The sequence below is a fragment of the Mesorhizobium sp. M7A.F.Ca.AU.002.02.1.1 genome (assembly GCF_003998535.1).
GTDB classification, from domain to species: Bacteria; Pseudomonadota; Alphaproteobacteria; order Rhizobiales; family Rhizobiaceae; genus Mesorhizobium; species Mesorhizobium ciceri.
In genome coordinates this window covers 1-25062 of the sequence record NZ_RZPB01000014.1, presented here as the reverse complement: position 1 = coordinate 25062, position 25062 = coordinate 1, and the positions used below count along the sequence as shown (strand labels likewise).

30 protein-coding genes and 1 tRNA gene are annotated in these 25062 nt (G+C 62.6%); 17 read left to right on the top strand and 14 right to left on the bottom strand.

Annotation, left to right across the window (positions count from 1 at the left end; translation table 11 throughout):
- The 5 genes from EN879_RS02205 to EN879_RS02185 form a co-directional block, all read right to left on the bottom strand.
- The coding region (locus tag EN879_RS02205) for a beta-L-arabinofuranosidase domain-containing protein (protein WP_164774298.1) at window positions 1–1283 on the bottom strand (1283 nt) is incomplete at its 3' end.
- 14 nt (window positions 1284–1297) lie between these two features.
- Window positions 1298–2155 carry a carbohydrate ABC transporter permease gene (locus tag EN879_RS02200; protein WP_013530524.1) on the bottom strand — a complete coding sequence of 286 codons (858 nt, stop codon included), beginning with the start codon at window positions 2153–2155 and terminating at the stop codon, window positions 1298–1300.
- Window positions 2155–3078: a sugar ABC transporter permease gene (locus EN879_RS02195; RefSeq protein WP_063168669.1), complete on the bottom strand. Its 924-nt coding sequence runs from the start codon at window positions 3076–3078 to the stop codon at window positions 2155–2157. Before EN879_RS02195 ends, EN879_RS02200 begins: the two co-directional genes overlap by 1 nt.
- A gap of 274 nt (window positions 3079–3352) precedes the next feature.
- The gene (locus tag EN879_RS02190) at window positions 3353–4600 is read right to left on the bottom strand and encodes a sugar ABC transporter substrate-binding protein (protein WP_013530526.1); all 1248 of its coding nucleotides are present in this window, start codon (window positions 4598–4600) and stop codon (window positions 3353–3355) included.
- Between the two features lie 63 nt (window positions 4601–4663).
- On the bottom strand, window positions 4664–5707 hold the full coding sequence (locus tag EN879_RS02185) for a LacI family DNA-binding transcriptional regulator (RefSeq protein WP_013530527.1): 1044 nt from the start codon (window positions 5705–5707) through the stop codon (window positions 4664–4666).
- Window positions 5708–6165: 458 nt separating this feature from the next.
- On the opposite strand from EN879_RS02185, the gene EN879_RS02180 reads away from it, so the two are divergent.
- The 4 genes from EN879_RS02180 to EN879_RS02165 all read left to right on the top strand — a co-directional run bounded on the left by EN879_RS02180 (window position 6166) and on the right by EN879_RS02165 (window position 7119).
- A tRNA-Cys gene (locus tag EN879_RS02180) sits at window positions 6166–6241 on the top strand.
- A gap of 202 nt (window positions 6242–6443) precedes the next feature.
- Window positions 6444–6647, top strand: coding sequence for a hypothetical protein (locus EN879_RS02175; protein ID WP_013530528.1), 204 nt, complete (start codon window positions 6444–6446; stop codon window positions 6645–6647).
- Between the two features lie 5 nt (window positions 6648–6652).
- Entirely contained in the window at window positions 6653–6844 is a 192-nt protein-coding gene (locus tag EN879_RS02170; RefSeq protein ID WP_027160878.1) for a hypothetical protein, read from the top strand.
- A gap of 53 nt (window positions 6845–6897) precedes the next feature.
- Window positions 6898–7119 (top strand): DUF6500 family protein, encoded by a 222-nt coding sequence (locus tag EN879_RS02165; RefSeq protein ID WP_027160877.1) that lies wholly within the window; start codon window positions 6898–6900, stop codon window positions 7117–7119.
- A 31-nt stretch (window positions 7120–7150) separates the two neighbouring features.
- Here EN879_RS02165 and EN879_RS02160 read toward each other — a convergent pair whose 3' ends face one another.
- Together EN879_RS02160 and EN879_RS02155 are read right to left on the bottom strand one after the other, a co-directional pair.
- Window positions 7151–7417, bottom strand: coding sequence for a DUF1488 domain-containing protein (locus tag EN879_RS02160; RefSeq protein ID WP_013530531.1), 267 nt, complete (start codon window positions 7415–7417; stop codon window positions 7151–7153).
- The gene (locus tag EN879_RS02155; protein ID WP_063168668.1) at window positions 7414–7662 is read right to left on the bottom strand and encodes a hypothetical protein; all 249 of its coding nucleotides are present in this window, start codon (window positions 7660–7662) and stop codon (window positions 7414–7416) included. Before EN879_RS02155 ends, EN879_RS02160 begins: the two co-directional genes overlap by 4 nt.
- A 251-nt stretch (window positions 7663–7913) precedes the next feature.
- Between EN879_RS02155 and EN879_RS02150 the strand changes: the two genes are divergently transcribed.
- The 3 genes from EN879_RS02150 (at window position 7914) to EN879_RS02140 (ending at window position 10689) form a co-directional block, all read left to right on the top strand.
- Window positions 7914–8276, top strand: a complete 363-nt coding sequence (locus tag EN879_RS02150) for a co-chaperone GroES (protein ID WP_013530533.1) — start codon at window positions 7914–7916, stop codon at window positions 8274–8276.
- 33 nt (window positions 8277–8309) lie between these two features.
- The gene (gene groL / locus EN879_RS02145) at window positions 8310–9941 is read left to right on the top strand and encodes a chaperonin GroEL (protein ID WP_013530534.1); all 1632 of its coding nucleotides are present in this window, start codon (window positions 8310–8312) and stop codon (window positions 9939–9941) included.
- Window positions 9942–10191: 250 nt separating this feature from the next.
- The gene (locus EN879_RS02140; RefSeq protein ID WP_063168667.1) at window positions 10192–10689 is read left to right on the top strand and encodes a GAF domain-containing protein; all 498 of its coding nucleotides are present in this window, start codon (window positions 10192–10194) and stop codon (window positions 10687–10689) included.
- A gap of 8 nt (window positions 10690–10697) precedes the next feature.
- On the opposite strand, the gene EN879_RS02135 is transcribed toward EN879_RS02140, so the two are convergent.
- From EN879_RS02135 to EN879_RS02110, 6 genes are all read right to left on the bottom strand, one after another.
- Entirely contained in the window at window positions 10698–11747 is a 1050-nt protein-coding gene (locus EN879_RS02135; protein ID WP_063168666.1) for a dienelactone hydrolase, read from the bottom strand.
- A gap of 175 nt (window positions 11748–11922) precedes the next feature.
- Window positions 11923–13002, bottom strand: a complete 1080-nt coding sequence (locus EN879_RS02130) for an AraC family transcriptional regulator (RefSeq protein WP_063168665.1) — start codon at window positions 13000–13002, stop codon at window positions 11923–11925.
- A 99-nt stretch (window positions 13003–13101) separates the two neighbouring features.
- Complete coding sequence (locus EN879_RS02125; RefSeq protein WP_063168664.1) at window positions 13102–14157, bottom strand: YeiH family protein; 1056 nt, start codon at window positions 14155–14157, stop codon at window positions 13102–13104.
- A 141-nt stretch (window positions 14158–14298) separates the two neighbouring features.
- On the bottom strand, window positions 14299–14676 hold the full coding sequence (locus tag EN879_RS02120) for an ester cyclase (protein ID WP_024501791.1): 378 nt from the start codon (window positions 14674–14676) through the stop codon (window positions 14299–14301).
- A gap of 109 nt (window positions 14677–14785) precedes the next feature.
- Entirely contained in the window at window positions 14786–16231 is a 1446-nt protein-coding gene (locus EN879_RS02115) for a PAS domain S-box protein (protein ID WP_013530540.1), read from the bottom strand.
- A 121-nt stretch (window positions 16232–16352) separates the two neighbouring features.
- On the bottom strand, window positions 16353–17252 hold the full coding sequence (locus EN879_RS02110) for a LysR family transcriptional regulator (RefSeq protein ID WP_063168663.1): 900 nt from the start codon (window positions 17250–17252) through the stop codon (window positions 16353–16355).
- Window positions 17253–17402: 150 nt separating this feature from the next.
- On the opposite strand from EN879_RS02110, the gene EN879_RS02105 reads away from it, so the two are divergent.
- Complete coding sequence (locus EN879_RS02105; protein WP_027160872.1) at window positions 17403–17798, top strand: cupin domain-containing protein; 396 nt, start codon at window positions 17403–17405, stop codon at window positions 17796–17798.
- Window positions 17799–18189: 391 nt separating this feature from the next.
- Here EN879_RS02105 and EN879_RS02095 read toward each other — a convergent pair whose 3' ends face one another.
- A complete protein-coding gene (locus EN879_RS02095; RefSeq protein ID WP_063168662.1) occupies window positions 18190–18780 on the bottom strand; it encodes a cation diffusion facilitator family transporter in 591 nt (196 codons plus the stop codon).
- Window positions 18781–19098: 318 nt separating this feature from the next.
- Here EN879_RS02095 and EN879_RS02090 point away from each other — a divergent pair, with 318 nt between their 5' ends.
- From EN879_RS02090 to EN879_RS02050, 9 genes are all read left to right on the top strand, one after another.
- Window positions 19099–19578 carry a GNAT family N-acetyltransferase gene (locus tag EN879_RS02090; RefSeq protein ID WP_024501788.1) on the top strand — a complete coding sequence of 160 codons (480 nt, stop codon included), beginning with the start codon at window positions 19099–19101 and terminating at the stop codon, window positions 19576–19578.
- A gap of 15 nt (window positions 19579–19593) precedes the next feature.
- Entirely contained in the window at window positions 19594–19977 is a 384-nt protein-coding gene (locus EN879_RS02085) for an ACT domain-containing protein (RefSeq protein WP_063168661.1), read from the top strand.
- A 160-nt stretch (window positions 19978–20137) separates the two neighbouring features.
- Window positions 20138–21571: an aldehyde dehydrogenase family protein gene (locus tag EN879_RS02080; protein WP_063170298.1), complete on the top strand. Its 1434-nt coding sequence runs from the start codon at window positions 20138–20140 to the stop codon at window positions 21569–21571.
- 144 nt (window positions 21572–21715) lie between these two features.
- Window positions 21716–22138, top strand: a complete 423-nt coding sequence (locus EN879_RS02075; protein WP_013530547.1) for an MbcA/ParS/Xre antitoxin family protein — start codon at window positions 21716–21718, stop codon at window positions 22136–22138.
- Window positions 22132–22833 (top strand): RES family NAD+ phosphorylase, encoded by a 702-nt coding sequence (locus EN879_RS02070; RefSeq protein ID WP_063168660.1) that lies wholly within the window; start codon window positions 22132–22134, stop codon window positions 22831–22833. Before EN879_RS02075 ends, EN879_RS02070 begins: the two co-directional genes overlap by 7 nt.
- A 70-nt stretch (window positions 22834–22903) precedes the next feature.
- Window positions 22904–23236: a metalloregulator ArsR/SmtB family transcription factor gene (locus tag EN879_RS02065; RefSeq protein ID WP_013530549.1), complete on the top strand. Its 333-nt coding sequence runs from the start codon at window positions 22904–22906 to the stop codon at window positions 23234–23236.
- A 92-nt stretch (window positions 23237–23328) separates the two neighbouring features.
- Window positions 23329–24393, top strand: a complete 1065-nt coding sequence (gene arsB / locus EN879_RS02060) for an ACR3 family arsenite efflux transporter (protein ID WP_164747183.1) — start codon at window positions 23329–23331, stop codon at window positions 24391–24393.
- Complete coding sequence (gene arsC / locus EN879_RS02055) at window positions 24390–24812, top strand: arsenate reductase (glutaredoxin) (protein WP_063168658.1); 423 nt, start codon at window positions 24390–24392, stop codon at window positions 24810–24812. Before arsB ends, arsC begins: the two co-directional genes overlap by 4 nt.
- A gap of 63 nt (window positions 24813–24875) precedes the next feature.
- The coding region (locus EN879_RS02050) for a helix-turn-helix domain-containing protein (protein ID WP_164774297.1) at window positions 24876–25062 on the top strand (187 nt) is incomplete at its 3' end.

Below are 25062 nucleotides of genomic sequence, written 5' to 3'. Positions count from 1 at the left end.
ATATTGGGCGGGCAGCACGGGCAGCGGTGCCACTTCCACCTGTTGTGCTTGCCCCGGCTTTCCAATGGATTCTCGTAGAAAAACAGCGAGCCGTCGAGCGACAGGCCCGAGATCGAACCGTTGTAGAGGGCGCGTTCCATCATGTCGGCGTAGCGCGCGTTCGGCCCCATGCCGAGCATGCGGCTGGCCCAGAACACCAAGCCGACCGCCGCACAGGTCTCGGCATAGGCGCTTTCGTTGGGCAGGTCGTAGTCGCTGGTGAAGCCCTCATTGTGCGCCGACGGCCCCAGTCCGCCAGTGATGTAGAGACTCTTGGTGGTGAGATCGTCCCACAGAAGGTCGAGTGCTGCTCGCAGCGTATCATCGCCATATTCGGTCGCGATATCGGCCATGCCGGAATAGAGGTACATCGCCCTGACAGCATGGCCGACGACCTTGTTCTGTTCTCGCACCGGGATATGCGACTGGCTGTATTCATAGGTCTTGAAATGATAGGCCTTCGGGTCGGCGCCGCGGGCGCGGGCCTCCTCGTCGAAATAATGCGGCTGCTGACCGCGCTGGTCGATGAAGTATCTGGCCAACTCCATATATTTCCGCTCGCCGGTCACCCGTGCCAGCTTGACCAGCGCCAGCTCGATCTCCTCGTGGCCGCAATAGCCCTTCTTCTTGCCGGGCTCCGGGCCGAGTACCGACGCGATGTGGTCGGCATAGCGGCACATGATATCGAGCAGCTTGCGTTTTCCCGTCGCCTGGTAGTAGGCGACCGCGCCCTCGATCAGATGGCCGGCGCAATAGAGCTCGTGGCAGTCGCGCAGATTGGTCCAGCGCTTGCCGGGCTGGATGCGTTGGTACCAGCTGGAGAGATAGCCGTCCTCCTGCTGCAGCCTGCCATACATGTCGATGACGGCGTCGATCTTCTTCTCCAGTTCGGGATTCTTGCGCCGGTACAGCGAATAGGCCGCGGTCTCGATCGTCTTGCCGAGATCGGAATCCCAGAACATCTGCGTGGTCACCGTCGATCCGGTGAATTCCGCGCCCTGGCGGTCGGCTTCGTCGGGAGAGGGCGAGTGGAAGGGGATGACTATGCCGGGCGAGGGACGGTCCGGATCGATCTGCTCCAGCATGCGGGCCTCCACGCAGCGCTCGTAAAGGATATCGGCGGTGCGGGCGGCGACAGCGTCGGCGCGATCGCCCCAGAAGCCGTGCACGTCGACCTGCGGCACCGGCAGCGGGCGGAAGGCGAGCTTCGGTTTCCCGGTTTTTGCGGATGGCGATGCGGTCATGAATTTACTCCATTCTATTTGACGGCCCCGGCCATCAGGCCGCGGATGTAGAAGCGCTGCAGCGCCAGGAACAGGATGAGGCACGGCACCATCATCACGGTGACGCCCGCCTGCACCGCGCCCCAGTCGATGGCGCCGAAGCGGCCCGACTGCAGTGCGGTCATCATCACTGGCAGCGTGAATTTGGATTGGTCGGTCATCAGCACGAGGGCGGCGAGGAATTCGTTCCAGGCGCCGAGGAAGGCAAACAGGGCGATGGTGACGACGCCCGGCCAGACCAGCGGCAGCATCACCTTCCAAAGCATGGTGAGATTGCCGGCGCCGTCCATGCGGGCGGCTTCCTCGATCTCGCGCGGCACTGCGTCGAAGGCGTTGCGCATCATGAAGATCGAAAACGGCAGTTGCAGCGTCACATAAACGCCGACCAGGCCGGTCAGCGTGTTGTGCAGGCCAAGCTTGGTCAGCACCAGGAAGATCGGCGTCAGGATCGACTGGAACGGGATCATGATCGTCGACAGGATGAGGATGAAGAACAGGTCCTTGAACGGAAACCGGAACCGCGAAAAGCCATAGCCGGCCAGCACGCTGACGGCGACCGACAGCACCACGGTCATCACCGAGACATAGATGCTGTTTTGGGCCGAGACCCAGAGCCCGTCGCCGAAGCTGTTGAGCGTGGCGTAGTTCTCCAGCGAGAAGCCTGATGTCGGCCAGGGCGGCAGCGGCGGCAGGCGCGCTTCGGCCGCTGGCTTGAACGCCGACAGCACCGCCCACACGATCGGCGCGGCAAACAGCACCGAGGCGACGATGCCGGTCGAATGCTCGCCGATGCGGCTCAAGAGCCGGCGGTTGCGGGAAGCGGCCTGCGCCATCAGTCGAGCCCCTCCGGCTTGCGCAGCAGCCACAGCTGGACGAGGCTGAGCGCCACCAGGATCACCAGCAGCACCATCGACAAAGCCGCGCCGTAGCCGAGCTTGAACGACACGAAGGACTGGTTGAAGATCCAGTAGACCGCCGTCAGCGTCTGGTTGCGTGGGCCGCCGCGCAGGATGATGTAGAACTGGTCGAAGGCGAGGATCGAGCCGGCGACCGACAGGATCAGGGCCAGCGCCAGCGTGCGGCGCATCAGCGGCAAAGTGATCGCCCTGAACCTGGCGAACGGATCGGCGCCGTCGATGACGGCCGCCTCCTGCAGATCCTGCGGGATCGATTGCAGGCCGGCCATCAGAATGATCATGGTGAAGCCGGCGACCTTCCAGACGACCATGGCGATGATCGACCAGAAGGCCGGCTGGAAGGTGGCCAAAAGGTTGAACTTCCTGTCGATCAGGCCAAGGTCGTAGGCGGCCGGGCTGAACAGGCCGGAATCGACGTTCAACAGCCATGACCAGAGCAGGCTGGCCGAGGCAAAGCCGACAACCGCCGGCATGAAGAACATCGTCCGGTAAAGATTGGTCAGCGGCCGCGGCCGCTCGACGAACAGCGCCAGCGGAAACGCCACCACGAAGATCGCGATGGTGACGATCACGGTGTAGTAGGCGGTGAAGCGCAGCGCGTTCCAGAACCGGGTGTCGCGCAGGATGGCGACATAGTTGCCGAGGCCGATAAAGCTGTGCTCGCCCATCAGGGGCCAGTTGTGCAGCGACATCCACGCCGTCATGCCGAGCGGGATCAGGAAAAAGACGACGACCAGCGCGACAGCCGGCGCGACATAGAGCAGGCCGATCCATTGGTGGCGGCTGGCGACCTTGCGGGCGCGGGGCGGGGCAGGGGTTGCTGCGGTGATGACGGTCATGGCTGCGCGCTCGATGCTATTGGGACATTGGCAAAGAACCCCCTCACCCGGATTGCCAACCCAATTGAAGAGAGCAATTCGGGGCAATCCGACCTCTCCCTGAGGGGAGAGGAGGTTGCCGGGGATGGTGCCAGCCTCTTCTCCCCAGCGGGGAGAAGGTGGCCGCGAAGCGGCCGGATGAGGGGGTCTTTTCTCAACGCGATAGCCCTGCCGTTGGCGATGCGGTATCCGGCCACCCGCCCAGGGAGACAGGCGGGCGGCCGGCAGGCGTCCGCTACTTCTGCGGCGCCTGGTCGATGATCGACTGCATCGTTTCCTGCGCATTGGCTATCGCGCCATCGACATCGTCGCCGAAGAAGACCTCGTTGATCATCTGCGTCCACGGGCCGTTGGCGGAGTTGATCAGGTCGTTGAACACCACCGAATAGGGCGTCTTGCCCTTGGCCATGGCTTCGGCGGCGATCTGGTAGCGCGGATCGAGATCCTTCAACGCGTCCTTGGCGATGTCGCCGCGCACCGGCAGGCTTCCGTATTTGGCAAGGATGGTCTGGCCCTCGAGCGAATAGGCGAAGTCGAGGAACTCCTTCACCACGGGCAGTTTCGTGGTGCCCTTGGTGACGACGAAATTGTCGCCGCCCGCAAAGGACGACCAGCCGCTGTCCTTGCCCGGCAGGAAGGTGACGCCGTAATCGATGTCGGGATACTGGGTGTTGAGCGCGCCGATGGCAAAGGCGCCGGACGGCGAGATGCCGATATTGCCGGCGGCGAAGGCGGCAAAGAAATTGGCGCCGGTGTCGGTCTGTGCGCCTGCCGGTACCAGATCCTTCTTGACCATCGAGCGGTAGAGATCGATGGCGCCGCGCAGCTGCGGGCTGTCCAGCGTCGCCTTCGAGCCGTCTTCGCTCAGGATGTCGCCACCAGACGCCCAGATCAGGGGCGTGAAGGTGAAGATGTTGCAGCCGCCGCAATTGCCGGAGAAGTAGAAGCCCTTGATGTTGCCGCCGAGCGCGTTGACCTTCTCGGCATCGGCCGCGATCTCGGCCCAGTTGGCCGGACCTTTTTCGGGATCGAGGCCGGCCTGCTTGAACAGCTTCTTGTTCCAGATCAGCACCGAGGCGTCGGCGGAGAAGGGCAGGCCGTAAATGTGGTCTTTGTAGGTGCCGGTCTTCACATGCGCCGGCGACAGGCTGGCAAAATAGGGCAGGGACTTTGCCCAGTCGGTGATGTCCTCCAATTGGCCGGCTGCGGCGAAGGAGGGCGTGTAGATCAGGTCGAGCGACAGCGCGTCGGGCGCTGTGCCGCCGGCGGCCGCGGCACCGTATTTGGGGATGATCTCGGCATTGGGGATGATATCGAGCTTGACCTGGTTGGTGTGCGCCTTGTTGTAGGCATCGACGATCCTCGGCATGAAATTCGAACCGTCGGCGCGCACCCATATGTTGGCCGTCTCGGCGGCGGCAGTGCCGAGACCGCCGCCCAGAACGGCAGCGGCCAGGGCCAGTTTGGCAATCAGGTTCCTCATGTTCTCCTCCTCCAAGGTTGGCCGCGGTCCGCGGCTTGGCGCCGATTGCGCGGCGCTTCGTTTTCAGCCACCCGGCGGATGGCCGCATGACTGCCGCACCACCAGCCGGCACGGCAGTTTTCGAATGCCGGGCGCGGCGGGCTTGCCGCCGACCAGCGAAAGCAGGGTCAACCCGGCCTCGCGCCCGAGCGCGACCAGGTTCATGTCGACAGAGGTCAGCGGCGGGCGCGTCGCCTCGGCCACGATCTCCCAATTGTCGAAACCGATGACGCCGACATCCCTGGGGACGTCGAGGCCGCGTTCGCGCAGAGCATCGATGACGCCGCGCGCGATCTGGTCGTTGCCGCAGAAGACCGCGTCCGGCCTTTCGCTTTTGCCGTCGAACAGTTGCGCAACCGCCTGGTGACCCCAGGCTTCCGACCAGGAGCCGAGCAGCGGCTCGCTGACCGTCAGGCCGTTTTCGGCGAGCACGTCGCGGTAAGCCTGAACGCGCGCGTGTACCACGGCAAAGCTCGCCGGCCCGGTGACGTGGGCGATGCGCTTGCGGCCAAGCCGGCAAAAATGCTCGACGGCCAGCCGGGCGCCGCCAACATCGTCCGAGACGAAGGCAACGGCGTCGGGGTCGGGCTGCGTGAAGGCATAGATCACCGGGACGCGCAGATTGGAGAGGTCGACGGGCAGATGACGATCGATGCGCTTGCCAGTGGCGATGATGCCGTCAACGCGCTTGTCGAGCATGGCGTCGACATGCATCTGGCCCAGCCGCGGATCCTCCTCGACATTGCACAGGAACACCGAGACGCCATTGTCGACCAGCGCGTCCGAAATGCCCGACATCAGCGGCAGCGAGAAGCGGCCATAGGTATCGTTGGTGAGCAGGCCGACGGTGAAGCTGCGGCGTCGGAGCAGGCTTTGCGCCAGGCTGTTGGGCCGGAAGCCAAGCCGCCGGGCGGTCTCGCGAATGCGTTCGCGCGTCTCGGCTGTCATCCGGCCCTGGCTGTTGAGCGCCTTGGATGCGGTAGCGACGCTGACTCCGGCCTGCGCGGCCACGTCACGCAAGGTGACTGGCTTGGAAAAGACCGGAACAGGCAGATCGTCCGATGGCATCGCGCCGAGAGTCCTTAGTTGGAAAAAGGTTTTCTCTTACCGATCTGAAAGAGGCCCGGCAGGTGGCCGAGCCCGACTGAAATTGTTTGAGAAAACCTTTTCTCAGCTGAGGCTAGACCAGATTGGATCGCCGTTCAAGGGAAAAGCTGGTTGGGCCTCGGCTCTCTTCCTTCGAATGCAAACGCGGGTTAAAGCAGCGCCGGCAGCACTTAGCTCAGGGGAAGAGCGCCAGTCGCAGTGCTGGAGGCCCTCGGTCGAGACGGGGCGGGCTGCCGCTTGAGGCGTGAAGGATCGCAGCGTGCGCGGGATGCGAGGTCCGGCAAAGGGTTGGCGCTGCCGGGCAGCAAACCTGGCCGCAATATGTGCTGGCGGACGGTCTGAAGATCGTGCCGAAAATTCTGAACAGTCCCTCGGGATTAACCTTTCCGTAAATATTTGGCCGCTACTTCAACAGCCATGGCCTCGTGGCGGAGCGGCTACGCTGGAGACGGCAAATCTCTGAAGCCTCGGTTCGATTCCGAGGCGAGGCCTCCAAAATTTCGCGTCGAACAGCAGTCCCAATCTGCCCCAAGGGCAGTCAGTCCCCACGAATAGATTTGTGCGTTACGAAGGCGGTGCGGACCGGACGTTAAAGCAGTCCTGTCTTGCATTTGGCATGCCGGCACGCGCGAAAAGAGTGGTATGGAAGGGAGCCGAGCGTTCTTGCTTCGCTTTTTCCTGACATTCGAGGCCTTTCGTGCGTGAACCGTCGCTGCTGCCCGTCTTTGGAAAACTTGGCCTCAAGGCTCCTGCCGCCCTGGCGGCGGCACCGGCCTCGTCGGCAGGTGTGTCGCACCTGCGGAAGCTTCTGGCCGTGCATAGCGGCATGGTGCTGAAACTGTCGGTCGTCGCCTGGACGGTGCTGATCCTGGGCGCCGTGTTTTTCACGATGCAAGGCTGACCGGCATGGCCAACCGCTACACGCTGCGTATGGAGCTTCCCCAGAGCTGGAGCATCATCGATGTCTTCACCGGCCAGCCTGCGGTGGTCCGGCAAAAGGTGATGGTCGGGATGGGGCCGCGCGAGGCCGAGGACATGGTCGTGCAGATGAATGTCCGCGATGTCAAACGCCGCGAACGGGCCGAGCGCAAGGCCTGATCCGTAGCGGCCCGCCGGCGGAAGCCTGCCGCACCGCAAATCAAGGGATTCCCGTGAGAGCCAGCCTGAAGCAGAAGATACTGGAGATTTGCGACCGCAAGATCTCCGAGAAGGGGGCCGGCGTCGGCGTGTCGTTCTATGCGTTTTTCGCCAACAGAAACGACAACCCCGAACTCCTGATGGAAGCCGCCGAATGGTGGATCAGAACCCACCGCCTCGACCATTTCGAAAAGGCTGCGAAGATACGCGCGATGGTCGAGGGGATGGATCTTTAATCGTCGTTTTGAGCGACATGCAATGGACTGATCAGCCGAAATCGGACGCCGTCAGAACATACATGCTCTTGTGGGTGCGGTCGTAGGCCTTCGACGCGACCTCGCGGATGGCACTGCTCTCGGTGTCGAATGTCTGGAGATAACCGGCTTCATCGGCCGCGGTTCCCGGCCGCATCTTGGCCATGGCGTCGGCGGCGACGGAGAACGAGATCTGGAACATGCCGTCATGGCCGACGAAACGGATGCGCTGGCCCGCCTCGTCATAGCTGCGGCTGCGGTTGGGGAAGGTGAGGCTCATGTCTTAGCCTCCGTAACTTTCTTGGTCACCCGCTTCTTCTTCGGCGTCGGATTGAGGGCCTGGGCGACACGATCGGCCTCTTCCTTGGCCAGCCGAAGCTCCCTCAGCCTTGCCGTCTTGATCTCCCTGGCTCTTGCCTCGGACATATATTCGGCGGTCGCCTTGTTTTTCTCCGCTGTCTTCTTCTGCTTGTCGACAAAGCGGGCTTCAGCTTTTTCCATGATCGTCTGATTGCCTTCGGCCATCGAAGAAATCTCCCTTGTGCCTGAAATCGTGAAAGTGAACTTGTCCGATAAATAGGCACTCGATCGGCAAAATTCAATCTTTTGAATTATTTGACATTCTGCGGATATCACGAAACGGCCAGCTGAAATAATACTTTTGAATATTTAATTTGGTACGCGAATAATTTTTGGCACTCCTATCTATCGAGTGCCAACGCGTCTATAGAGGAGGGGCGTGGCCGCCTGTGCCGGCCCCCAGAAAGAAAGTTCCCATGAAATTTCGGCCACTCCACGACCGCGTCGTCATTCGTCGCGCCGAAGGCGATATCAAATCCAAGGGCGGGATCATCATCCCCGACACTGCCAAGGAAAAGCCGCAGGAGGGCGAAGTCATCGCTGTCGGCCCTGGCGCACGCGACGAAAACGGCGCGCTTGTTCCGCTCGACGTCAAGGCCGGCGACTTCATCCTGTTCGGCAAATGGTCGGGCACCGAGGTCAAGATCGACGGCGAGGACCTTCTGATCATGAAGGAAGCCGACATTATGGGCGTCATCGACAAGGACGAGACTGGCATCATCGACAAGGGCGAGACCGCTGCAACCGACAAGACCGTGGCCGCCAAGAAAGCTGCCTGACCTTATTTTCTCCGAACGTACTGGATAAAAATCATGTCTGCCAAGGAAATCAAATTCTCCACCGACGCGCGCGACCGCATGCTGCGCGGCGTCGAGATCCTTACCAATGCTGTGAAGGTCACGCTCGGCCCCAAGGGCCGCAACGTCATCATCGACAAGGCCTATGGCGCGCCGCGCATCACCAAGGACGGCGTCACCGTCGCCAAGGAAATCGAGCTTGCCGACAAGTTCGAGAACATGGGCGCCCAGATGGTGCGCGAAGTGGCCTCGAAGACCAACGACCTCGCCGGTGACGGCACCACCACCGCCACGGTGCTGGCCGCCTCGATCCTGCGCGAAGGCGCCAAGCTGGTCGCCGCCGGCATGAATCCCATGGATTTGAAGCGCGGCATCGACCAGGCGGTTTCCGCCGTGGTCAAGGAAATCCAGGCGCGCGCCAAGAAGGTCAAGTCGTCGGCCGAGATCGCGCAGGTCGGCACCATCGCCGCCAATGGCGATGCCAGCGTCGGCGAGATGATCGCCAAGGCTATGGACAAGGTCGGCAATGACGGCGTCATCACCGTCGAGGAAGCCAAGACCGCAGAGACCGAACTCGACGTCGTCGAAGGCATGCAGTTCGACCGCGGCTATCTCTCGCCCTATTTCGTCACCAATGCCGACAAGATGCGCGTCGAGCTGGAAGAACCCTACATCCTCATCCACGAGAAGAAGCTCGGCAATCTGCAGGCGATGCTGCCGATCCTCGAAGCGGTGGTGCAGAGCGGCAGGCCGCTGCTGATCATCTCCGAGGACGTCGAGGGCGAGGCTCTGGCGACGCTGGTCGTCAACAAGCTGCGCGGCGGCCTCAAGGTCGCGGCCGTCAAGGCGCCTGGCTTCGGCGATCGCCGCAAGGCGATGCTGGAAGACATCGCCGTGCTCACGTCGGGCCAGATGATCTCCGAGGACCTCGGCATCAAGCTCGAAAACGTCACCATCGAGATGCTCGGCCGCGCCAAGCGCGTGCTGATCGAGAAGGACACCACCACGATCATCGACGGTGCCGGCACCAAGGCGACCATCCAGGCGCGCGTCGCTCAGATCAAGGGCCAGATCGAGGAGACGACGTCAGACTACGACAAGGAAAAGCTGCAGGAGCGGCTGGCCAAGCTCGCCGGCGGCGTTGCCGTCATCCGCGTCGGCGGCGTCACCGAGTCGGAAGTCAAGGAAAAGAAGGACCGCATCGACGATGCGCTGAACGCCACCCGCGCGGCGGTCGAGGAAGGCATCGTGCCCGGCGGCGGCGTCGCTCTGCTGCGTGCCCGCTCGGCGCTTGGCGGCCTGACCGGCGCCAATGCCGATGTCACGGCCGGCATCACGATCGTGCTGCGGGCGCTCGAAGCGCCGATCCGCCAGATCGCCGAGAATTCCGGCGTCGAAGGCTCAATCGTCGTCGGCAAGCTCACCGACAGCAAGGACCACAATCAGGGTTTTGACGCCCAGAACGAGGTCTATGTCGACATGATCAAGGCAGGCATCGTCGATCCGGCGAAAGTGGTGCGCACCGCACTCCAGGATGCCGGCTCGATCGCAGCCCTTCTGATCACCGCCGAAGCGATGATCACCGACGTTCCGGCCAAGGATGCAGCACCTGCGGGTGGCGGCGGTGGCGGCATGGGCGGCTACTAAAACCCAGGATTTGTCCGATCTGTTGGAGATGTGAATGGCGGCCCCGATCGGGGCCGCTACGATTCTCAAGATGATCATCGCAAAGTTTACGCAGTCGCCCGGCTCAGTCCCGGGAGGCAATCATGATCTTGCGGCTTTCGAAGGGGACGCAATCCACGCTAGACTGTCCAGGCGGCCGTCTGGTTGCGGAGCTCGCCGGACTTTGGCAAGCGATCGGACGAACCGCCATCCCCGACACGGAGACACGTTCATGTTTGCGGCCAAGGCCATCGACACCTCAGACAAGCCCGCGTTCTACCGCGACCTCGCCACCCAATTGAAGGCGCTGCTCGAGGGTGAGCGCGATTCGATCGCCAACGCCGCCAACACCGCAGCACTCATCTTCCAGATGGTGCCGGACCTCAACTGGGCCGGTTTCTATTTCCTGCAGTCGGACGAGGAAATGGTGCTCGGGCCTTTCCAGGGCAAGCCGGCCTGTGTGCGCATCGCCGTCGGCAAGGGCGTGTGCGGAACGGCGGTCGAACTCGGCACCTCGATGCTGATCAAGGACGTGCATGATTTTCCCGGCCACATCGCCTGCGATGCCGATTCGCGCTCGGAACTGGTGGTGCTGCTCGAGGACGATGAAGGCGTCTTCGGCGTGCTCGATCTCGACAGCCCGCTGCCCGGCCGCTTCGACAAGGCCGACCAGGCCGGCATCGAGACGCTGGCGGCGATCTATGCCGCGGCGAGTTCGTTCGAGGACTGAGCTGCGTCCTACGGCTCGGTCTTCAGCGCGCGATTGAAAGCTGCAATCGTCATGTCGATCAGTTGCGCGTGAATATCACCGCGCGATCGTGCTCCACCGTCATCGCAAACCGGGTCGCCGATCTGTTCGGCCGCAATGATGCCGGCAGCGCCGGGCTTACATTCGCCGAACATGCTGTAGTGGCTCGCATCCGCGATCGTCGCATAGCTCGCCTTTGAAATTGCTTTTGCGATCTCGGATGCGTCGGCGGTCACGGGAATCTTTCCTGGTCGGCCAAGATTGACGATAGCGACCGGAATTTTGATACCGGCAAAGCTTTTGACATCGAAGACATCGGATGGGGCAGGATCGATCGCCATGGCGAAATGAATGCGCTCATCCCGGTTGTCCCGACCGGCGGCCTGCAAATCCATGGCGTGAAGATCGACGCCGCTTTGCCTGACCCAGTCGCAGAGCGAGGCATTGAGCAGGTCCGTATCGCAATAGGCCGCCAGCAATTTCGGATCGATGCGGGCACCGGCTATCGCCAGCGCCGTGTTGCCGCCCATGGAAAGACCGAGGACGCCTACTTTGCCTTGTTCGAGGTGCCCTGCGAAGAAAGCGTCCTTCGCCGTCGCGGTCAGGGCAGCCGTGAGATCGGCGGGCCGCAACCAGAGTTTCATCGTCTCGGCGGCGGATCTGTTTTTCCCCGTATTTCCCGGGTGTGTGGGAGCGGCGACGACGAATCCCTGCCTGGCCAGAGGCGTTGCAATCCAGCTCAGGGCGTGTGGGGTTCCCGCCAGGCCAGCGCCATGCGAAAGCAGGATAAGCGGGAATTTTCCGCCAGCGATAGGCGCATCGCGCATGGCGGCCGTTCCGGCGAAAAGCGCGGTGTCGCCTGATATAACCATCTCGCCGCCCGGTTGCGCGGGATACCAGACCGTCACATCGAGATCGATGCCGCGCTCCTTGGATGGGGCAGGGAACTGACGAACGCCGACATTGTCGCCGGCGTCTGCGGGGTGTTGCATGAGCGCCGTGGAAACAGCGACGGCGCAGAGCATAGTCCAGAATTTCATTGAAATCTCCGTTGTCGAACGCGCCCTATAGGTGGCAAGGCCGGAGGCTACAGCGTCCGGGCAAGCTGGCGGTCATGTTCGATTGCAGTGTTAGCGACCCAATGTCAGCGGATCGGAGCGAAGTCCGCGACCTTGATCGCGATCAAGGACGTGCTTTATCGCGATTGAGTACCGTTCAGTGCGGAACGGCGCTGCCGATTTCAGCCGCCCGCCGGTTCGCAAGCGAGGGCGCCGCGTCAGGCGCGTTCCGGTCCCGCCAGGCGAGCGGGGTCATATCGGTGACGCGGCGGAATTCGCGGTTGAAGTTCGACTTGGTCTGGAAGCCGACCGCAAACATGATCTCCGTCACGGACTGATCGGTCTCGCTCAGCAGCCGGCAGGCCTCGGTGATGCGGTGTCCGTTGACATATTGCGAGACGTTCCTGGCCGTGGCCCGGTTGATCGCCATTGAGATCTGCCGTGCTGGAATTCCGGCGCGCCGGGCAAGCCGGTTGAGGTTGAGATTGGCGTCGCGATATAGTTTTTTCTCCTGCATCAACTCGTTGACCCTGGCGATCGCATCGGCGTTCTCGCCGGCGTCGGGTGGGGACGAAGTCTCGACGGGCTCGGCGGCATTGAGCGGGACATGGCTTTGGCTGGCCGCAGCCGCCGCCATGCCGACAATGACGAGCATGAAAAGATTGCCGATGCCGATCACGGTTGCCGCGCGAGCGCCATGTCCCGACGCCAGATCGAAGGACACCAGCATGTCGACGGCTCCCGACAGGCACAGCGTAGCTGCCGCGAAAAGGATGGCCCTGTAGACCGGGACCGCGCCGTCGAAGGGCGCAAGGCGAAGCCCGTCGGCGCCGGAGCGAAGCAGCCAGAGAATGGCGGCGGCGTAGGTGAAATCGATTGATGTCAGCGCCACGTCGATCGCCTCGCGCCAAAAGATTATCAGCATGATGATGATGACCGCGGGTGTCGCGTGGAGCCCCAGCAGGGCCGGCCACCGGCGGTCGCTGGTGCGAACCAGGCTCGATACGCCGGCGTAGAGCAGAGACGGCATGATCGCGGCGGATACGGGGGCGATATAGCCGACTTCGCTGATGCCATAGCCCCAGCGCAGTCCGGTGAGCACCGATTGCAACGCTGCAACAAGGATCAGGGCGAGAAACGGCAGGTTCGGTGCTGCCTCATCCTGGCGGCTGGCGACGACCCAAAGCAGGATGAACAGCGACAGGGCGACGACGAAGGGTAAGGGAACAAACGGCATGGATCGGGTGCGGGCTCGCGTGTTGATGCGCGGCAGACCGTAGCCGATGTGATTTGATTCCCAAACTCGCTTGTGCCGTCTGCGTGCCGGCGATCAAGCTCAGGCGAACTTCACCAGCATCAGGCTGAAGCAGCCGATGAACAGGAAGGCCGAGAAGGCGAGCGCCAGCGGGCGCAGGCCGCGCGAGCGCAGCTGAGAGATGTCGGCCTGCAGGCCCATGGCGGCCAGGCCCATGGTCAGCATGATGGTGGTGGCGAGCGCCATTGCCGATTTCATCTCGGTGGGCACCGTGACCAAGCTGTTCAACGCCACGACAGCGACGAAGGCGGCGACGAACCACGGCATGGGCGGCCGCGCCGCCACCTCACTGCTGCTCCTGCCGCGCGCCATCAGGCCGAGCGCGACGACCATCGGCGCCAGCATGGCGACGCGGGTCAGCTTGGCGACGGTGGCGATCTCGCCGGACTGGGTGCCGTTCTGAAAGCCGGCGCCGATGACTTGCGCCACCTCGTGGATCGAGGCGCCGGCCCACAGGCCGAAAGCGTGCTGGTCGAGGCCGAGCATGGGCGCCATGAGTGGGAAGCCGAGCATGGCGACGGTGCCGAACAAGGTGATCGAGGCGACGGCGTAGGTGACGTCCTCGTCGCGCGCATCGGTGACGATGTTGGTGGCGACGATGGCCGAAGCGCCGCAGATCGAGGTGCCGGCGGCGATCAACTGCGCCAGCTTGGCGTCGACGCCGATCAGCCGGCCAAGCGTGATGGTGAAAACGAAGGTGGCGCCAAGCGTCGCCGCGACAATGCCGACGCCGCCAGCGCCGATCGAGACCACCTGGCCGAGCGTCAGCTGGAAGCCGAGCAGCACGATGGCGAAGCGCAACAGGCGCTTTTGCGAGAATGCGATACCGGCTTTGGCGTGCACGGGCGTGCCGAGCACGTTGGAGTAGATCATGCCGGCGACGACGGCGAGGATCATTGGACTGAACAGCGCGAAGCCGGAAACATTGCGCGCCGAGAAGGCGACGGCAGTGATCATCGTGACCAGCACGATGCCGGGGACGATGCCATTCCAGCTAAGGGATTTTCGCCCTTGCGCGACATCGGCAGGAAACGCGCTTTTTGGAATATCGTTCGCGAAGTGGGAAACGGAAGACAATGCAATGCTCCAGGCGAGTATGCCGGGAGAATGCCATTCCTAAACCAATCTTTCCAACGAATTATTTTCGTTAGAATGATCGATTTTTACGAACGATCCACGGGCGCTGCCGCGCAGACGTCGCTTTCTGGGCGACCTGGATTAAAGCTGCGCCTCGATCGCGGCCTTGTCGATCACCGACCAGACGTTCCTGATCCGGTCGTCGAGGAATTCATAGAAGACGTTCTCGCTGAAGGACACCTTCCTGCCGTTTATAGGGAGCCCGAAGAAGGTTCCCTTCGGCGTGCAGTTGAACTGAAGCCGGCTGGCTAGGAACGGCGGTTCGGCGATCAGCAACTGGATATCGAAATAGAGGTCTGGGATTTCCCGAAAATCGCGCTCCAGCATGTCCTGGTAACCCGACAGTCCGACGCGGTCGCCATTGTAGTGCACCTCGTCATGAACGAAGCGATGCAGCTTCTGCCAGTCCTGATTGTTGAGGCAGGCGATGTAGCCTCGATAGAGGTCGGTCACGGTCACGGCGATGGCTCCGGTGCTGATGCCCGCCATATTGCGACAGGGCTGAAGGCCAGGACGTACAATAAAAGCAACACATAGCGGGCCGTAGTCCTGTTGCCAGTGCCCAAGTTCAGGGAACAATTCCGAATTCGTGTCCGCTCATCACCTGGTCCAACGCACGCTGATCAACGTGCTCGCTGTCAACCGAGGCCTCAAGTTGGGTCAACGGTGCTTGCAGCGTCCAGGTGACACCGTGGCTATCATGCTCGAGAACACCGGTGCCGCTCACCGCGGCTGGAGCGACGCGCCGCAGCACCACGCTGCCGAAACCACCATGGCCGATCGTCTGTACTTCAGGACCATCTCTCTCTTTCCAGATCAGCTGGAACTGTTTCTGGCCGACCAGTCCGGTTACCTTCCATTGCACCGTTATCGTTCCCTCTGCGGCCGAAAGGACGCCGTATTTAGCGGAATTGGTCGCGAGTTCATGAAACGCTATGCCGAGGTACTGGACGGCATTGGGGCTCAGCGTCAGGGAAGGGCCCGACATTGAGATCCGCTCCTCGTTGCCGAACGGTTTGGCCTGCGCAAGCAGCAGTTCGAAGATCGTGGCGCCCTTCCAGTCGCCGGAAACCAGAAGGTCATGCGAGAGCGACAACGCCATGATGCGCTCGCGCACCTGACGTTCGAACTGGGCCGGCGTCGATGACCGCTTGCTGGTCTCCCGGATCATCGAGATGATGACGGAATACTGGTTCTTCACCCGGTGGTTGACCTCGCGCATCAGCATGCGGATGCGATATTCGTTCTCCTTGGCTACTGATATGTCGCGGGCGATCTTCGAGGCGCCGACGATCTGCCCGACGGCGTTGCGCACCGGCGAGATTGTCAGGGATACGGGCACAAGGCTGCCGTCCTTGCGGCGGCGGATGGTTTCGTAGGTCTCGACCTGCTCGCCTTTGCGGATGCGCTCCAATATGCGCGGCTCTTCGTCCAAATGGTCGTCCGGTATCAGCATAGTTACCGACCTTCCGATTGCTTCGTCGGCGGTGTAACCGAACAGACGTTGGGCGGCTGAGTTCCAGCTCCTGATGACTCCGTTCAAATCCTTGCTGACGATGGCATCGAAGGAAGACTCCACGATGGCTGACAGATGATGCCTGGCCTCGTCGGCATGATGGCGGTCAGTGAGATCGAACAGCATATTGACGGCGCCGACCAGTCTGCCCTGCTCGTCATGAAGCGGTGTGGGATAGGGAAGGAACGGCACACGCGTGCCGTCCGGGCGTTGGGAGATAGCCGACTGGTTTCTGACCGGCCGGTTCTCCTTTAGCGCGACAGCCATCGGGCATTGGTCATGCGGCAACACTTCACCGTCGGTCGTGAACAGCTTGTGCGTCACACACCATTGGTCTTTTCCGAGCTCGGGTTCGCGCCCAGCGAAATCTGCCGCGGCCCGATTGAAATAGGTGATCTTGCCTTCGGTGTCGGTGGTGTAGATTGCTACGGGAAGATTATCGAGGATTTGGTGGGGCAGATCAAAGGTCGAGCTCGAGGTTTTCGTCACTTGCGCCACGTATAGGAGTTCCAGTTAACCGCAGTGAACGCGGTGCCGCGGAAATGGTTCCGCGACCATTTCCGGGGATAGTCACCGCAGGCGGCGGCGAGTCAAAGCCGGGTGGAAGCTGCTCACCGACTTACTCCTTGCCCCGGTAGCGCAGCGCGTCGACCAGCAGCGAGAAGGCCGGCGTGGCTTGCCGGCGGCTGGGGTAATAGAGATGGTAGCCGGGGAAGGGCCCGCACCAGTCGGCGAGCACACGCACCAGCCGGCCGTTGGCCAGATGGGCCGTCACCTGCTCCTCAGGCAGATAGGCAAGGCCGAGGCCGGCGAGCACCGCGTTCATGCGCAGAGCGGCCGTGTTGAACACAAGCTGGCCTTCGACCCGAACCTTCAGCTCGCGTCCGGCCTTCTCGAACTCCCAGGCATAGAGCCCGCCATAGGTGGGCAGCCGCAGATTGATGCAATTGTGGGTGGTCAGGTTCTGCGGCGTGCGCGGCTTTGGTCGGGTAGCGAAATAGGCTGGCGAGCCGACCACCGCCATGCGCATGTCGGGGCCGATGCGCACCGCGATCATGTCGCGCGCCACCTGTTCGCCCAGCCGCACGCCGGCGTCGAAGCGCTCGGCGACGATGTCGGTCAGTCCATAGTCGACGATGATCTCGACCTTGATGTCGGGATAGTCGGGCAGCAGCGGGGCGATCGCCGGCCACAGGACCGCATCGGCGGCGTGCTCACCGGCGGTGATGCGGATGGCGCCGGCGGGTTTTTCCCGCAATGCGCTCAAGGCAATGAGCTCGGTCTCGATCTCGTCCAGCCGCGGCCCGACGGTGCGAAGCAGCCGCTCCCCGGCTTCGGTGGGCGACACGCTGCGCGTGGTGCGGGTCAGGAGCCGTACACCCAGCCGCTCCTCCAGCGCCCGCACCGTGTGGCTGAGCGCCGATTGGGAAACCCCGAGCTTGGCCGCCGCCCTGGTGAAGCTTTCCTCGCGCGCCACAGCGAGGAAGGCGGTTAGCTCGTTCAGGTTGTCACGTGGCATTCATGAGCCCCCTTCATAAGATCATGCTGGATATAGCACCTAATCGGCACCAATCGCAGACCCTAGATAGGCGTTATCACACCGGGCACCTCCGGCCGTCTCTAAAGCCGGGCGGTCGTGTCATGGCTGTTGCCAGGAAGGGACAAAACCATGGACATCACGCGAAACGGCTCTCAGGCCTCGGCCAAGGGATCGGCCGACTATTTCACCGGTGCGGTGCGCATCGACGCGCCGTTCAAGGGCAGCGAGCCCGCCCGGGTCGGCGGCGCCACCGTGACTTTCGAGCCCGGCGCGCGCACCGCCTGGCACACGCATCCGCTCGGCCAGACGCTGATCGTCCTCTCGGGCGCCGGCCTGGCGCAGCGCGAGGGCGGCCCGATCGAATCGATCCAGCCCGGCGACATCGTCTGGTTCGCGCCCGGAGAGAAGCATTGGCATGGCGCCGCGCCGACCACGGCGATGAGCCACATCGCTATCGCCGAAGCGCTCGACGGCAAGGTCGTCGACTGGTTGGAGCATGTCAGCGACGAACAATACGGGATTTGACCAGGTATCGGCGCGTGGCGCCGAGTTCAACGCCCGAACTCTACGAAGGAGACCAACATGACCGATGTTCCAAGGCTGAAAAGCCCATTCTCCGATATCGCTCCCGCGCTTGGCAGATACAGCCCTGGATCGTTCCGATCCCCGGCACCACCAAGCTCAATCGCCTCGAAGAGAACATCGGATCGGTCACTGTCGCGCTGACGGCGAACTGCCGACATCGAGAACGCGGTCTCGGCGATCGCCGTACAGGGAGCGCGCTATTCTCCGCAACAGGAAGCAAGGATCGATCGCTAGAGCCAGGCGCAGGCTGAGGGCACTCGACGACCGGGTAGCCATTCCGGCCGACGGCGCAGGAGTTGAGGGGATCGTGCGCGGATCGGGTGGCAGCGTTTCAGTTTGAAATTTGGCCTTCTGCGAACTCGCGTCTTGCGGCCGTGAAAACCTCGCGGGCAGCATCCGCATTCATGACGGCGATTGCCAGCCCAATGACGATATCGGGCCAGGCCGAATTCCACACGAATGCGGTGACCAGGGCAGCGGCAATGATTGCCACATTGGCCAGGACGTCGTTGCGCGCCGACAGGAAGGCGGCGCGGGTGAGGCTGCCGCTGTGATGGCGATAGCGAGCGAGCATGAGCGCGCACGACAGGTTGACGAGCATCGCGCCAGCCGCCGTGAGCGTTAGCGGAACGAGAGCTGGCGGAATTGGAATGTTGAATTTCTCCCAGGCTGTCCAAAGGGTCGCCAATGCGGGGATCAGAAGTATCCCGGCCAGCGCCATTCCGAGCCGCGCTCGATTGCGGACGGTCCAGCCCAACGCGACCATGATCAGGAGATTGACGGATGCGTCCTCCAGAAAATCGATGCTGTCCGCGAACAGCGATACCGATCCGATCCAAACGGCTACGGCAAATTCGATCCCGAAATAGGCCAGGTTCAGGATGGCCACCATCCGCACCGCTTTGTTCAGCGTCCCGGTCATAGTTTGCCCATCGATTAGCTGCCGTTGGCACAAAGCATATAGCGATTCTATGCCCTGCGGGCGCGAGGACCAGAACCTTGTCGCCGATGCGAGACACTGTCGATCGAGCGGTCGCCTTGACATCGCCGCGCTTCCTGTTCCAACTTGGCGCCATGTTCGTTTTCGCGCCCGCCAACACCAAGCGACGTCGCCCCTGCACAGTGCGGAGCGGCAAGCTGATTGCGCGACGACAAAGACCGGCAGGATAGACCCGGTTCTTTCGTTTCCAGCCCCGCCCGCGAAACCGCCGGCGGGATTTTTCATGTCTGGAGCAGTTTGATGACCAACAATTCTTCCATCCGGCTTCGGCCGGCCGCGCCCGCTGACGCCGCCGCGATCCGGGATATCGTGCGCGCCGCCTATGCCAAATGGGTAGCGGTGATCGGCCGCGAGCCTCTGCCGATGCGCGCCGACTACGAGAAGGCTGTTGCCGAGCATCCGTTCGATCTCGCCGTCGAGGATGATCGGATCGTGGGAATGATTGAAACCATGCTGGCCGAGGATCATCTGTGGATCGAGAATGTCTGTGTCGCACCGGATGCGCAGGGCAGGGGGATTGGCCGGCTGTTGCTGGAGTGGGCCGAGCGCAAGGCGATCGAGTCGGGCCGCGACGAGCTTCGCCTGCTGACCAATGGCGCGTTCGAGGCGAACGTATCGCTCTACAAGAGGCAGGGCTACATAGTGGATCGGGACGAGCCGTTCATGGGCGGCATGACGGTCTATATGAGCAAGAGGCTAGCGGGATCACCGGCGATCTGAGGAAGGATTTCGATAATGGCTGCCAAGGTCAAGCTTAAGCAACTCCCGGGGTCTTACGCGGTTTCCCGGCTGGCGGCGGGCGAAACCATTCCCGGTTGGGCGGACGGACCAGGCTTCGTCAGCATCACAAGGACCGACGACGAGCTTTCGATCGTTTGCCTGCAGGACCGCGTGCCGCATGCCGTCAAGCAGGATATCGACTGGGTGGCCTTCAAGCTCCTGGGCCCGTTCGCCTTCGACGAAACCGGTATCGTGCTGTCGGTCATCAGGCCGTTGTCGGAAAACGGGTTGGGCATCTTCGTGGTGTCCACTTTCGATGGCGACCATCTCCTGGTGAAAGCCACGGATCAGGCCGCGGCGAGGCGGTTTCTGGTCGAGGCCGGGCATACCTTGCTGTAGTCCATCCTCACCAAGCCGGTTGCTGCCCAACCGCTCTGGCTCAATCACTGCCGCACTGGCTCAACCACTTCGGGGGTTGTGTTTGACAGCGGCGTTTGTGCATCGTTATCTCCAGCCAGATATGACGGCCCGGCGCGACCATGCGGCCAAGGAGAAAACCATGTCACACAATCTGCAGTTCTACATCGATGGCGCGTGGGTCGATCCTGTTGTGCCCAACCCATTGGACGTCATCGATCCCTCGAATGAGGACGCTTTTGCGCAGATTTCGCTCGGCTCCAAGGCCGATGTCGACAAGGCGGTGGCTGCCGCCAAGCGCGCCTTCAACGGCTTTGGTTTCACCGAAGTTAGCGAGCGGCTCGACCTGTTGAATCGCATCATCGCGGTCTACAAGAAGCGCAGTGGCGATCTTGCGGTTGCCGTGTCGCGCGAGATGGGCGCGCCGCGCCAGATGGCGTTGGACAGCCAGGTCGGCATTGGGCTGGCGCATCTGACCAAAATGGCCGAGACGCTGAAGGCTTTCGAATTCCGCCACGTGAAGGGCAATCATCTCGTGGTCAAGGAGCCGATCGGTGTCGTCGGGCTGATCACGCCGTGGAACTGGCCGCTCAACCAGATCACCTGCAAGGTGGGTCCGGCGCTCGCCGCCGGCTGCACCATGGTGCTCAAGCCATCCGAGATCGCGCCGCTCGACGCCATCATCTTCGCCGAGATCCTCGACGAGGCCGGCGTGCCGAAGGGCGTCTTCAACCTCGTCAATGGCGACGGACCGGGCGTCGGCCAGGCGTTGTCCAGCCATCCTGACATCGACATGATGTCGTTCACCGGTTCGACCCGCGCCGGCATCCTGGTGGCCAAGGCCGCTGCCGACACGGTCAAGCGCGTGCATCAGGAGCTTGGTGGCAAGTCGGCCAACATTCTGTTCCCCGACGTCGACCTCGCAAGCGCGGTCAGCAAGGGCGTGGCCGGTTGCTTCAGCAACAGCGGCCAGTCCTGCAACGCGCCAACGCGCATGTTCGTGCCGCGCGAGCGCCATGACGAGGCGGCCGGCTATGCCAAGGTTGCGGCGGAAAAATTCACCGTCGGTCCGGCCGACGCTGCCGGCACCAAGCTCGGCCCGGTCGTCAGCCAAGTTCAGTTCGACAAGATCCAGGACCTGATCCAGGCCGGCATCGACGAGGGTGCGACGTTGGTCGCCGGCGGCCCCGGCCGTCCGGCCGAACTCAACCGCGGCTACTATGTCAGGCCGACGGTGTTCGCCGACGTTACCCACGACATGCGCATCGCGCGCGAGGAGATCTTTGGGCCGGTACTGGCGATCATGCCCTATGACAGCGTCGACGAGGTGGTCGAGACCGCCAACGACACCGTCTATGGCCTCGCCTCCTACATCCAGGCCAAGGACATGAAGAAGGCGCGCGAAGTCGCGGCGCGCATGCGCACCGGCAATGTCTACATCAACTATCCCCAGTGGGACGCCGGCCTGCCGTTCGGCGGCTACAAGCAGTCGGGCAATGGCCGCGAATATGCCGAATACGGACTTGAGGATTTCCTCGAGATCAAGGGCATCGCGGGATATGAAGCGGCTGAGTAGGCACCGTACAGTGTGATGCAATAAAGGGCGCGGCCTGCGGTGTGGGCCGCGCCTTTTCATTTTGCAGCCAAGCCTTGCCATCTCCGCATTCTTGCCAATTGGCAAATACATGCTATATATCTGCCAATCAGCAAGGTGAACGCAATGCAGCTTCAATCCATCGTCACCACGCCGGCCACGTTCGGAGCCGCTATCTCGGATGAAGAAGCGGGCGCGCTGGCGCGCACAACGGTCAATCTGTTCAAGGCCTGGAACCTCACCGACCTGGAGGCCTGCATCCTGCTCGGCGGTATGTCGGCGCGCACCTGGGCACGCTGGAAGACTGGGGCGAAGGAAGGTGGCATCGGCAGGATCGACCGCGACCTGCGCACCCGCATGGCGCATCTGATGGGCATCCACAAGGGCCTGCGCTACCTCTTCACGGAACCGGCGCGCGGCTATGCCTGGATCCGCAAGCCCAATGCCACCTTTGGCGGCCAGTCGGCGCTCGACCTGATGCTGCGCGGCGAAATCTCCGATCTCTCGGCGATGCGCGAATGGCTCGATGCGGAGCGTGGTGCATGGTGAGTGGGCTTGCGGTCCGTCGCCGCGTCGACTGGCACCAGACCTTCCGCATCATCCGTTCCATCCACCCACCGATCGACCTGTTCGAAGACATTGCCGACCCGCGCGACTGGGAGGCGCTTGCCGCCGTCGAGGCGAAGACAAACCCACGCATAAGGTTCGAGATCGGCGATCTCGGCAAGGTTTCGGCCGCAAGGCGGATTTCCGGCCCCGGCGCCAGTTTCGTGATGGCGCCCTTCGTGCATTGCTCGACGCTCAGACCAGGCCGCTTCTCGGATGGCAGCTACGGGATTTATTATGCGGGTGACAGCGAGGAGGTGGCGCTGGCCGAGACCATTCACCACCATCAGAAATTCATGCGCGCCACCAACGAAGGGCCGGGCTGGACGGCGGATTTCCGCGTGCTGATCGGCAACGTCGACCGCGACCTCGATGACGTCAACGCCGTGCCCGGCGTGCTCGACCCGGACGACTATTCCGCCTCGCAGGCGGAAGGGCGGGCGCTGCGGGCAGCAGGCAGCGACGGGCTGGTGTGGAACAGCGTGCGCATGCCGGGCGGCGGCTGCATCGGCATCTTCTGGCCCGATGTCATTGCCATTCCAGTGCAGGGCCGCCACTACAGCTACCACTGGGATGGTGCCCGGGTGGACTTCGTGCGCCAGCACGATACGGGAAAGGTGCTTGCCGTCACATCATAGCGGCGGACATCCTTTACAGATCGCGGGGGAGTCGATATTCACGAATCCATAAATCCAAGGATTCGGATATATGAATAGGAAGGGCACTTTGAACGCGCTGGCCGCACTTGGCCAGGAGACGCGGCTGGATGTCTTCCGGCTGCTCGTGCGTGCCGGCCCGGAAGGCATTCCAGCCGGCGAGATCGCAACGAGGCTGGACACGGTCCAGAACACCATGTCGGCGCATCTGAAGGTGCTCGCCCATGCCGGGCTGATCCGTCCCGAACGCGACGGAAGGACCGTGCGCTATGTCGCCGACATGACCGGCTTGCGCGACCTGCTGGCCTATCTGATGGAAGATTGCTGCAATGGCGCGCCGGAGCTCTGCCGCCCGGTCATCAATGCCGTGACCTGTGACTGCTGAGGGGCTTGTGACTGTCCGCCGCGCGCCGTTCGAACAAGGAAGCCATCATGACCGATCATGCTCTGAACACAGCTGAGGCGGTGCGGCCCGGCATCGGCTTCGTCGAGAAATATCTGACGGTGTGGGTGGCACTGTGCATCGTCGCGGGCATCGCGCTTGGCCATCTGCTGCCGGGCGTGTTCGGCGCCATCGCGTTGGCCGAGATCGCCAGGGTCAACATTCCTGTCGCCGTGCTGATCTGGCTGATGATCGTGCCGATGCTCTTGCGCGTCGATTTCGCCTCGCTGGCCAAGGTCGGCACCTATTGGCGCGGCATCGGCGTGACGCTGTTCATCAACTGGGCGGTGAAGCCGTTCTCGATGGCGCTGCTGGGCTGGCTCTTCATCGGCTGGTTGTTCCGGCCGTGGCTGCCCGCCGTGCAGATCGATTCCTACATTGCCGGGCTGATCATCCTTGCCGCGGCGCCGTGCACGGCGATGGTTTTCGTCTGGTCGAACCTGACGCGCGGCGAGCCGAATTTCACGCTGTCGCAGGTAGCGCTCAACGACGCTATCATGATCGTTGCTTTCGCGCCAATCGTCGGCCTGCTGCTCGGCCTGTCGGCGATCACCGTGCCATGGGGCACGCTGATGCTGTCGGTCGCACTCTACATCGTCGCGCCGGTGATCGTCGCGCAGTTGGTTCGTGGCCGGCTGCTGGCAGCGAGGGGACAGGCCGGGCTTGAGGCCCTGCTTGCCACGCTGCAGCCCCTGTCGCTGGTTGCCTTGCTGGCGACGTTGGTGCTGCTGTTCGGCTTTCAGGGCGAGCAGATCATCGCGCAGCCATTGGTGATCGTGCTGCTGGCGGTGCCGATCCTGATCCAGGTCTATTTCAATTCCGGTCTTGCCTATCTGCTCAACCGCCTCAGCGGCGAACGACACTGCGTGGCTGGACCATCGGCGCTGATCGGCGCGTCGAACTTCTTCGAGCTGGCGGTGGCCGCCGCGATCGCGCTGTTCGGGCTGAATTCTGGCGCGGCCCTTGCCACTGTGGTCGGGGTGCTCATCGAGGTTCCGGTCATGCTGTCGGTGGTGTGGATCGTGAACCGCAGCAAGGGCTGGTACGAGATGGGCGGCGCCGTCCGGAATACCATGTCGGCTGAGAGGACCTCGAAATGACCATCACCATCTACCACAATCCCGATTGCGGCACGTCGCGCAACACGTTGGCCATGATCCGCCAGTCGGGCGAGGAGCCGGAGGTGATCGAATATCTGAAGACGCCGCCATCGCGCGAAAGGTTGGTCGACCTGATCGCGGCGATGGGCATTACACCGCGCGCCCTGCTGCGCGAGAAGGGCACACCCTATGCCGAACTCGGCCTTGCCGACCCGAAATGGTCCGACCAGCAGATCCTCGATTTCATGCTGGCACATCCGATCCTGATCAACCGGCCGATCGTCGTCAGTCCGCTCGGCGTCGTGCTGGCGCGGCCGTCGGAAAAGGTGCTGGACATTCTGCCCAATCCGGACATCGGCACGTTCACCAAGGAGGATGGCGAGGTGGTCATTTACGCCTCGGGCAAGCGCCCCGGTTGACGCTATTTCCATAATTTTCGAAATTGGGTTGACGGCGCGAAAAGTGCTGCGTAGCTTATTTCCATGAGACTCGAAAAAGCAGCCGCGCAGCTTGAAGCGCTCGGCAATCCGACGCGGCTTCAGCTCTATCGCATCCTGGTGCGGGCCGGTGATGACGGGCTTGCCGTCGGCAGCGTCCAGGGCAGGCTCGACATTCCGTCCTCCACGCTGTCGCATCACCTCAAACGGCTGGTCGATACCGGGCTTGTCA

What these genes read in the sequence shown, in the direction of transcription:
- groL (WP_013530534.1), top strand. Translation starts at nt 8,310, where the DNA reads ATGTCTGCCAAGGAAATCAAATTCTCCACCGACGCGCGCGACCGCATG.
- EN879_RS02155 (WP_063168668.1), bottom strand. Translation starts at nt 7,662, where the DNA reads ATGGCCGAAGGCAATCAGACGATCATGGAAAAAGCTGAAGCCCGCTTT.
- EN879_RS02105 (WP_027160872.1), top strand. Translation starts at nt 17,403, where the DNA reads ATGGACATCACGCGAAACGGCTCTCAGGCCTCGGCCAAGGGATCGGCC.
- EN879_RS02160 (WP_013530531.1), bottom strand. Translation starts at nt 7,417, where the DNA reads ATGAGCCTCACCTTCCCCAACCGCAGCCGCAGCTATGACGAGGCGGGC.
- EN879_RS02140 (WP_063168667.1), top strand. Translation starts at nt 10,192, where the DNA reads ATGTTTGCGGCCAAGGCCATCGACACCTCAGACAAGCCCGCGTTCTAC.
- arsC (WP_063168658.1), top strand. Translation starts at nt 24,390, where the DNA reads ATGACCATCACCATCTACCACAATCCCGATTGCGGCACGTCGCGCAAC.
- EN879_RS02150 (WP_013530533.1), top strand. Translation starts at nt 7,914, where the DNA reads ATGAAATTTCGGCCACTCCACGACCGCGTCGTCATTCGTCGCGCCGAA.
- EN879_RS02110 (WP_063168663.1), bottom strand. Translation starts at nt 17,252, where the DNA reads ATGCCACGTGACAACCTGAACGAGCTAACCGCCTTCCTCGCTGTGGCG.
- EN879_RS02070 (WP_063168660.1), top strand. Translation starts at nt 22,132, where the DNA reads ATGGTGAGTGGGCTTGCGGTCCGTCGCCGCGTCGACTGGCACCAGACC.
- EN879_RS02095 (WP_063168662.1), bottom strand. Translation starts at nt 18,780, where the DNA reads ATGACCGGGACGCTGAACAAAGCGGTGCGGATGGTGGCCATCCTGAAC.
- EN879_RS02130 (WP_063168665.1), bottom strand. Translation starts at nt 13,002, where the DNA reads ATGCCGTTTGTTCCCTTACCCTTCGTCGTCGCCCTGTCGCTGTTCATC.
- EN879_RS02195 (WP_063168669.1), bottom strand. Translation starts at nt 3,078, where the DNA reads ATGACCGTCATCACCGCAGCAACCCCTGCCCCGCCCCGCGCCCGCAAG.
- EN879_RS02090 (WP_024501788.1), top strand. Translation starts at nt 19,099, where the DNA reads ATGACCAACAATTCTTCCATCCGGCTTCGGCCGGCCGCGCCCGCTGAC.
- EN879_RS02065 (WP_013530549.1), top strand. Translation starts at nt 22,904, where the DNA reads ATGAATAGGAAGGGCACTTTGAACGCGCTGGCCGCACTTGGCCAGGAG.
- EN879_RS02085 (WP_063168661.1), top strand. Translation starts at nt 19,594, where the DNA reads ATGGCTGCCAAGGTCAAGCTTAAGCAACTCCCGGGGTCTTACGCGGTT.
- EN879_RS02080 (WP_063170298.1), top strand. Translation starts at nt 20,138, where the DNA reads ATGTCACACAATCTGCAGTTCTACATCGATGGCGCGTGGGTCGATCCT.
- EN879_RS02185 (WP_013530527.1), bottom strand. Translation starts at nt 5,707, where the DNA reads ATGCCATCGGACGATCTGCCTGTTCCGGTCTTTTCCAAGCCAGTCACC.
- EN879_RS02170 (WP_027160878.1), top strand. Translation starts at nt 6,653, where the DNA reads ATGGCCAACCGCTACACGCTGCGTATGGAGCTTCCCCAGAGCTGGAGC.
- EN879_RS02075 (WP_013530547.1), top strand. Translation starts at nt 21,716, where the DNA reads ATGCAGCTTCAATCCATCGTCACCACGCCGGCCACGTTCGGAGCCGCT.
- EN879_RS02190 (WP_013530526.1), bottom strand. Translation starts at nt 4,600, where the DNA reads ATGAGGAACCTGATTGCCAAACTGGCCCTGGCCGCTGCCGTTCTGGGC.
- EN879_RS02135 (WP_063168666.1), bottom strand. Translation starts at nt 11,747, where the DNA reads ATGAAATTCTGGACTATGCTCTGCGCCGTCGCTGTTTCCACGGCGCTC.
- EN879_RS02200 (WP_013530524.1), bottom strand. Translation starts at nt 2,155, where the DNA reads ATGGCGCAGGCCGCTTCCCGCAACCGCCGGCTCTTGAGCCGCATCGGC.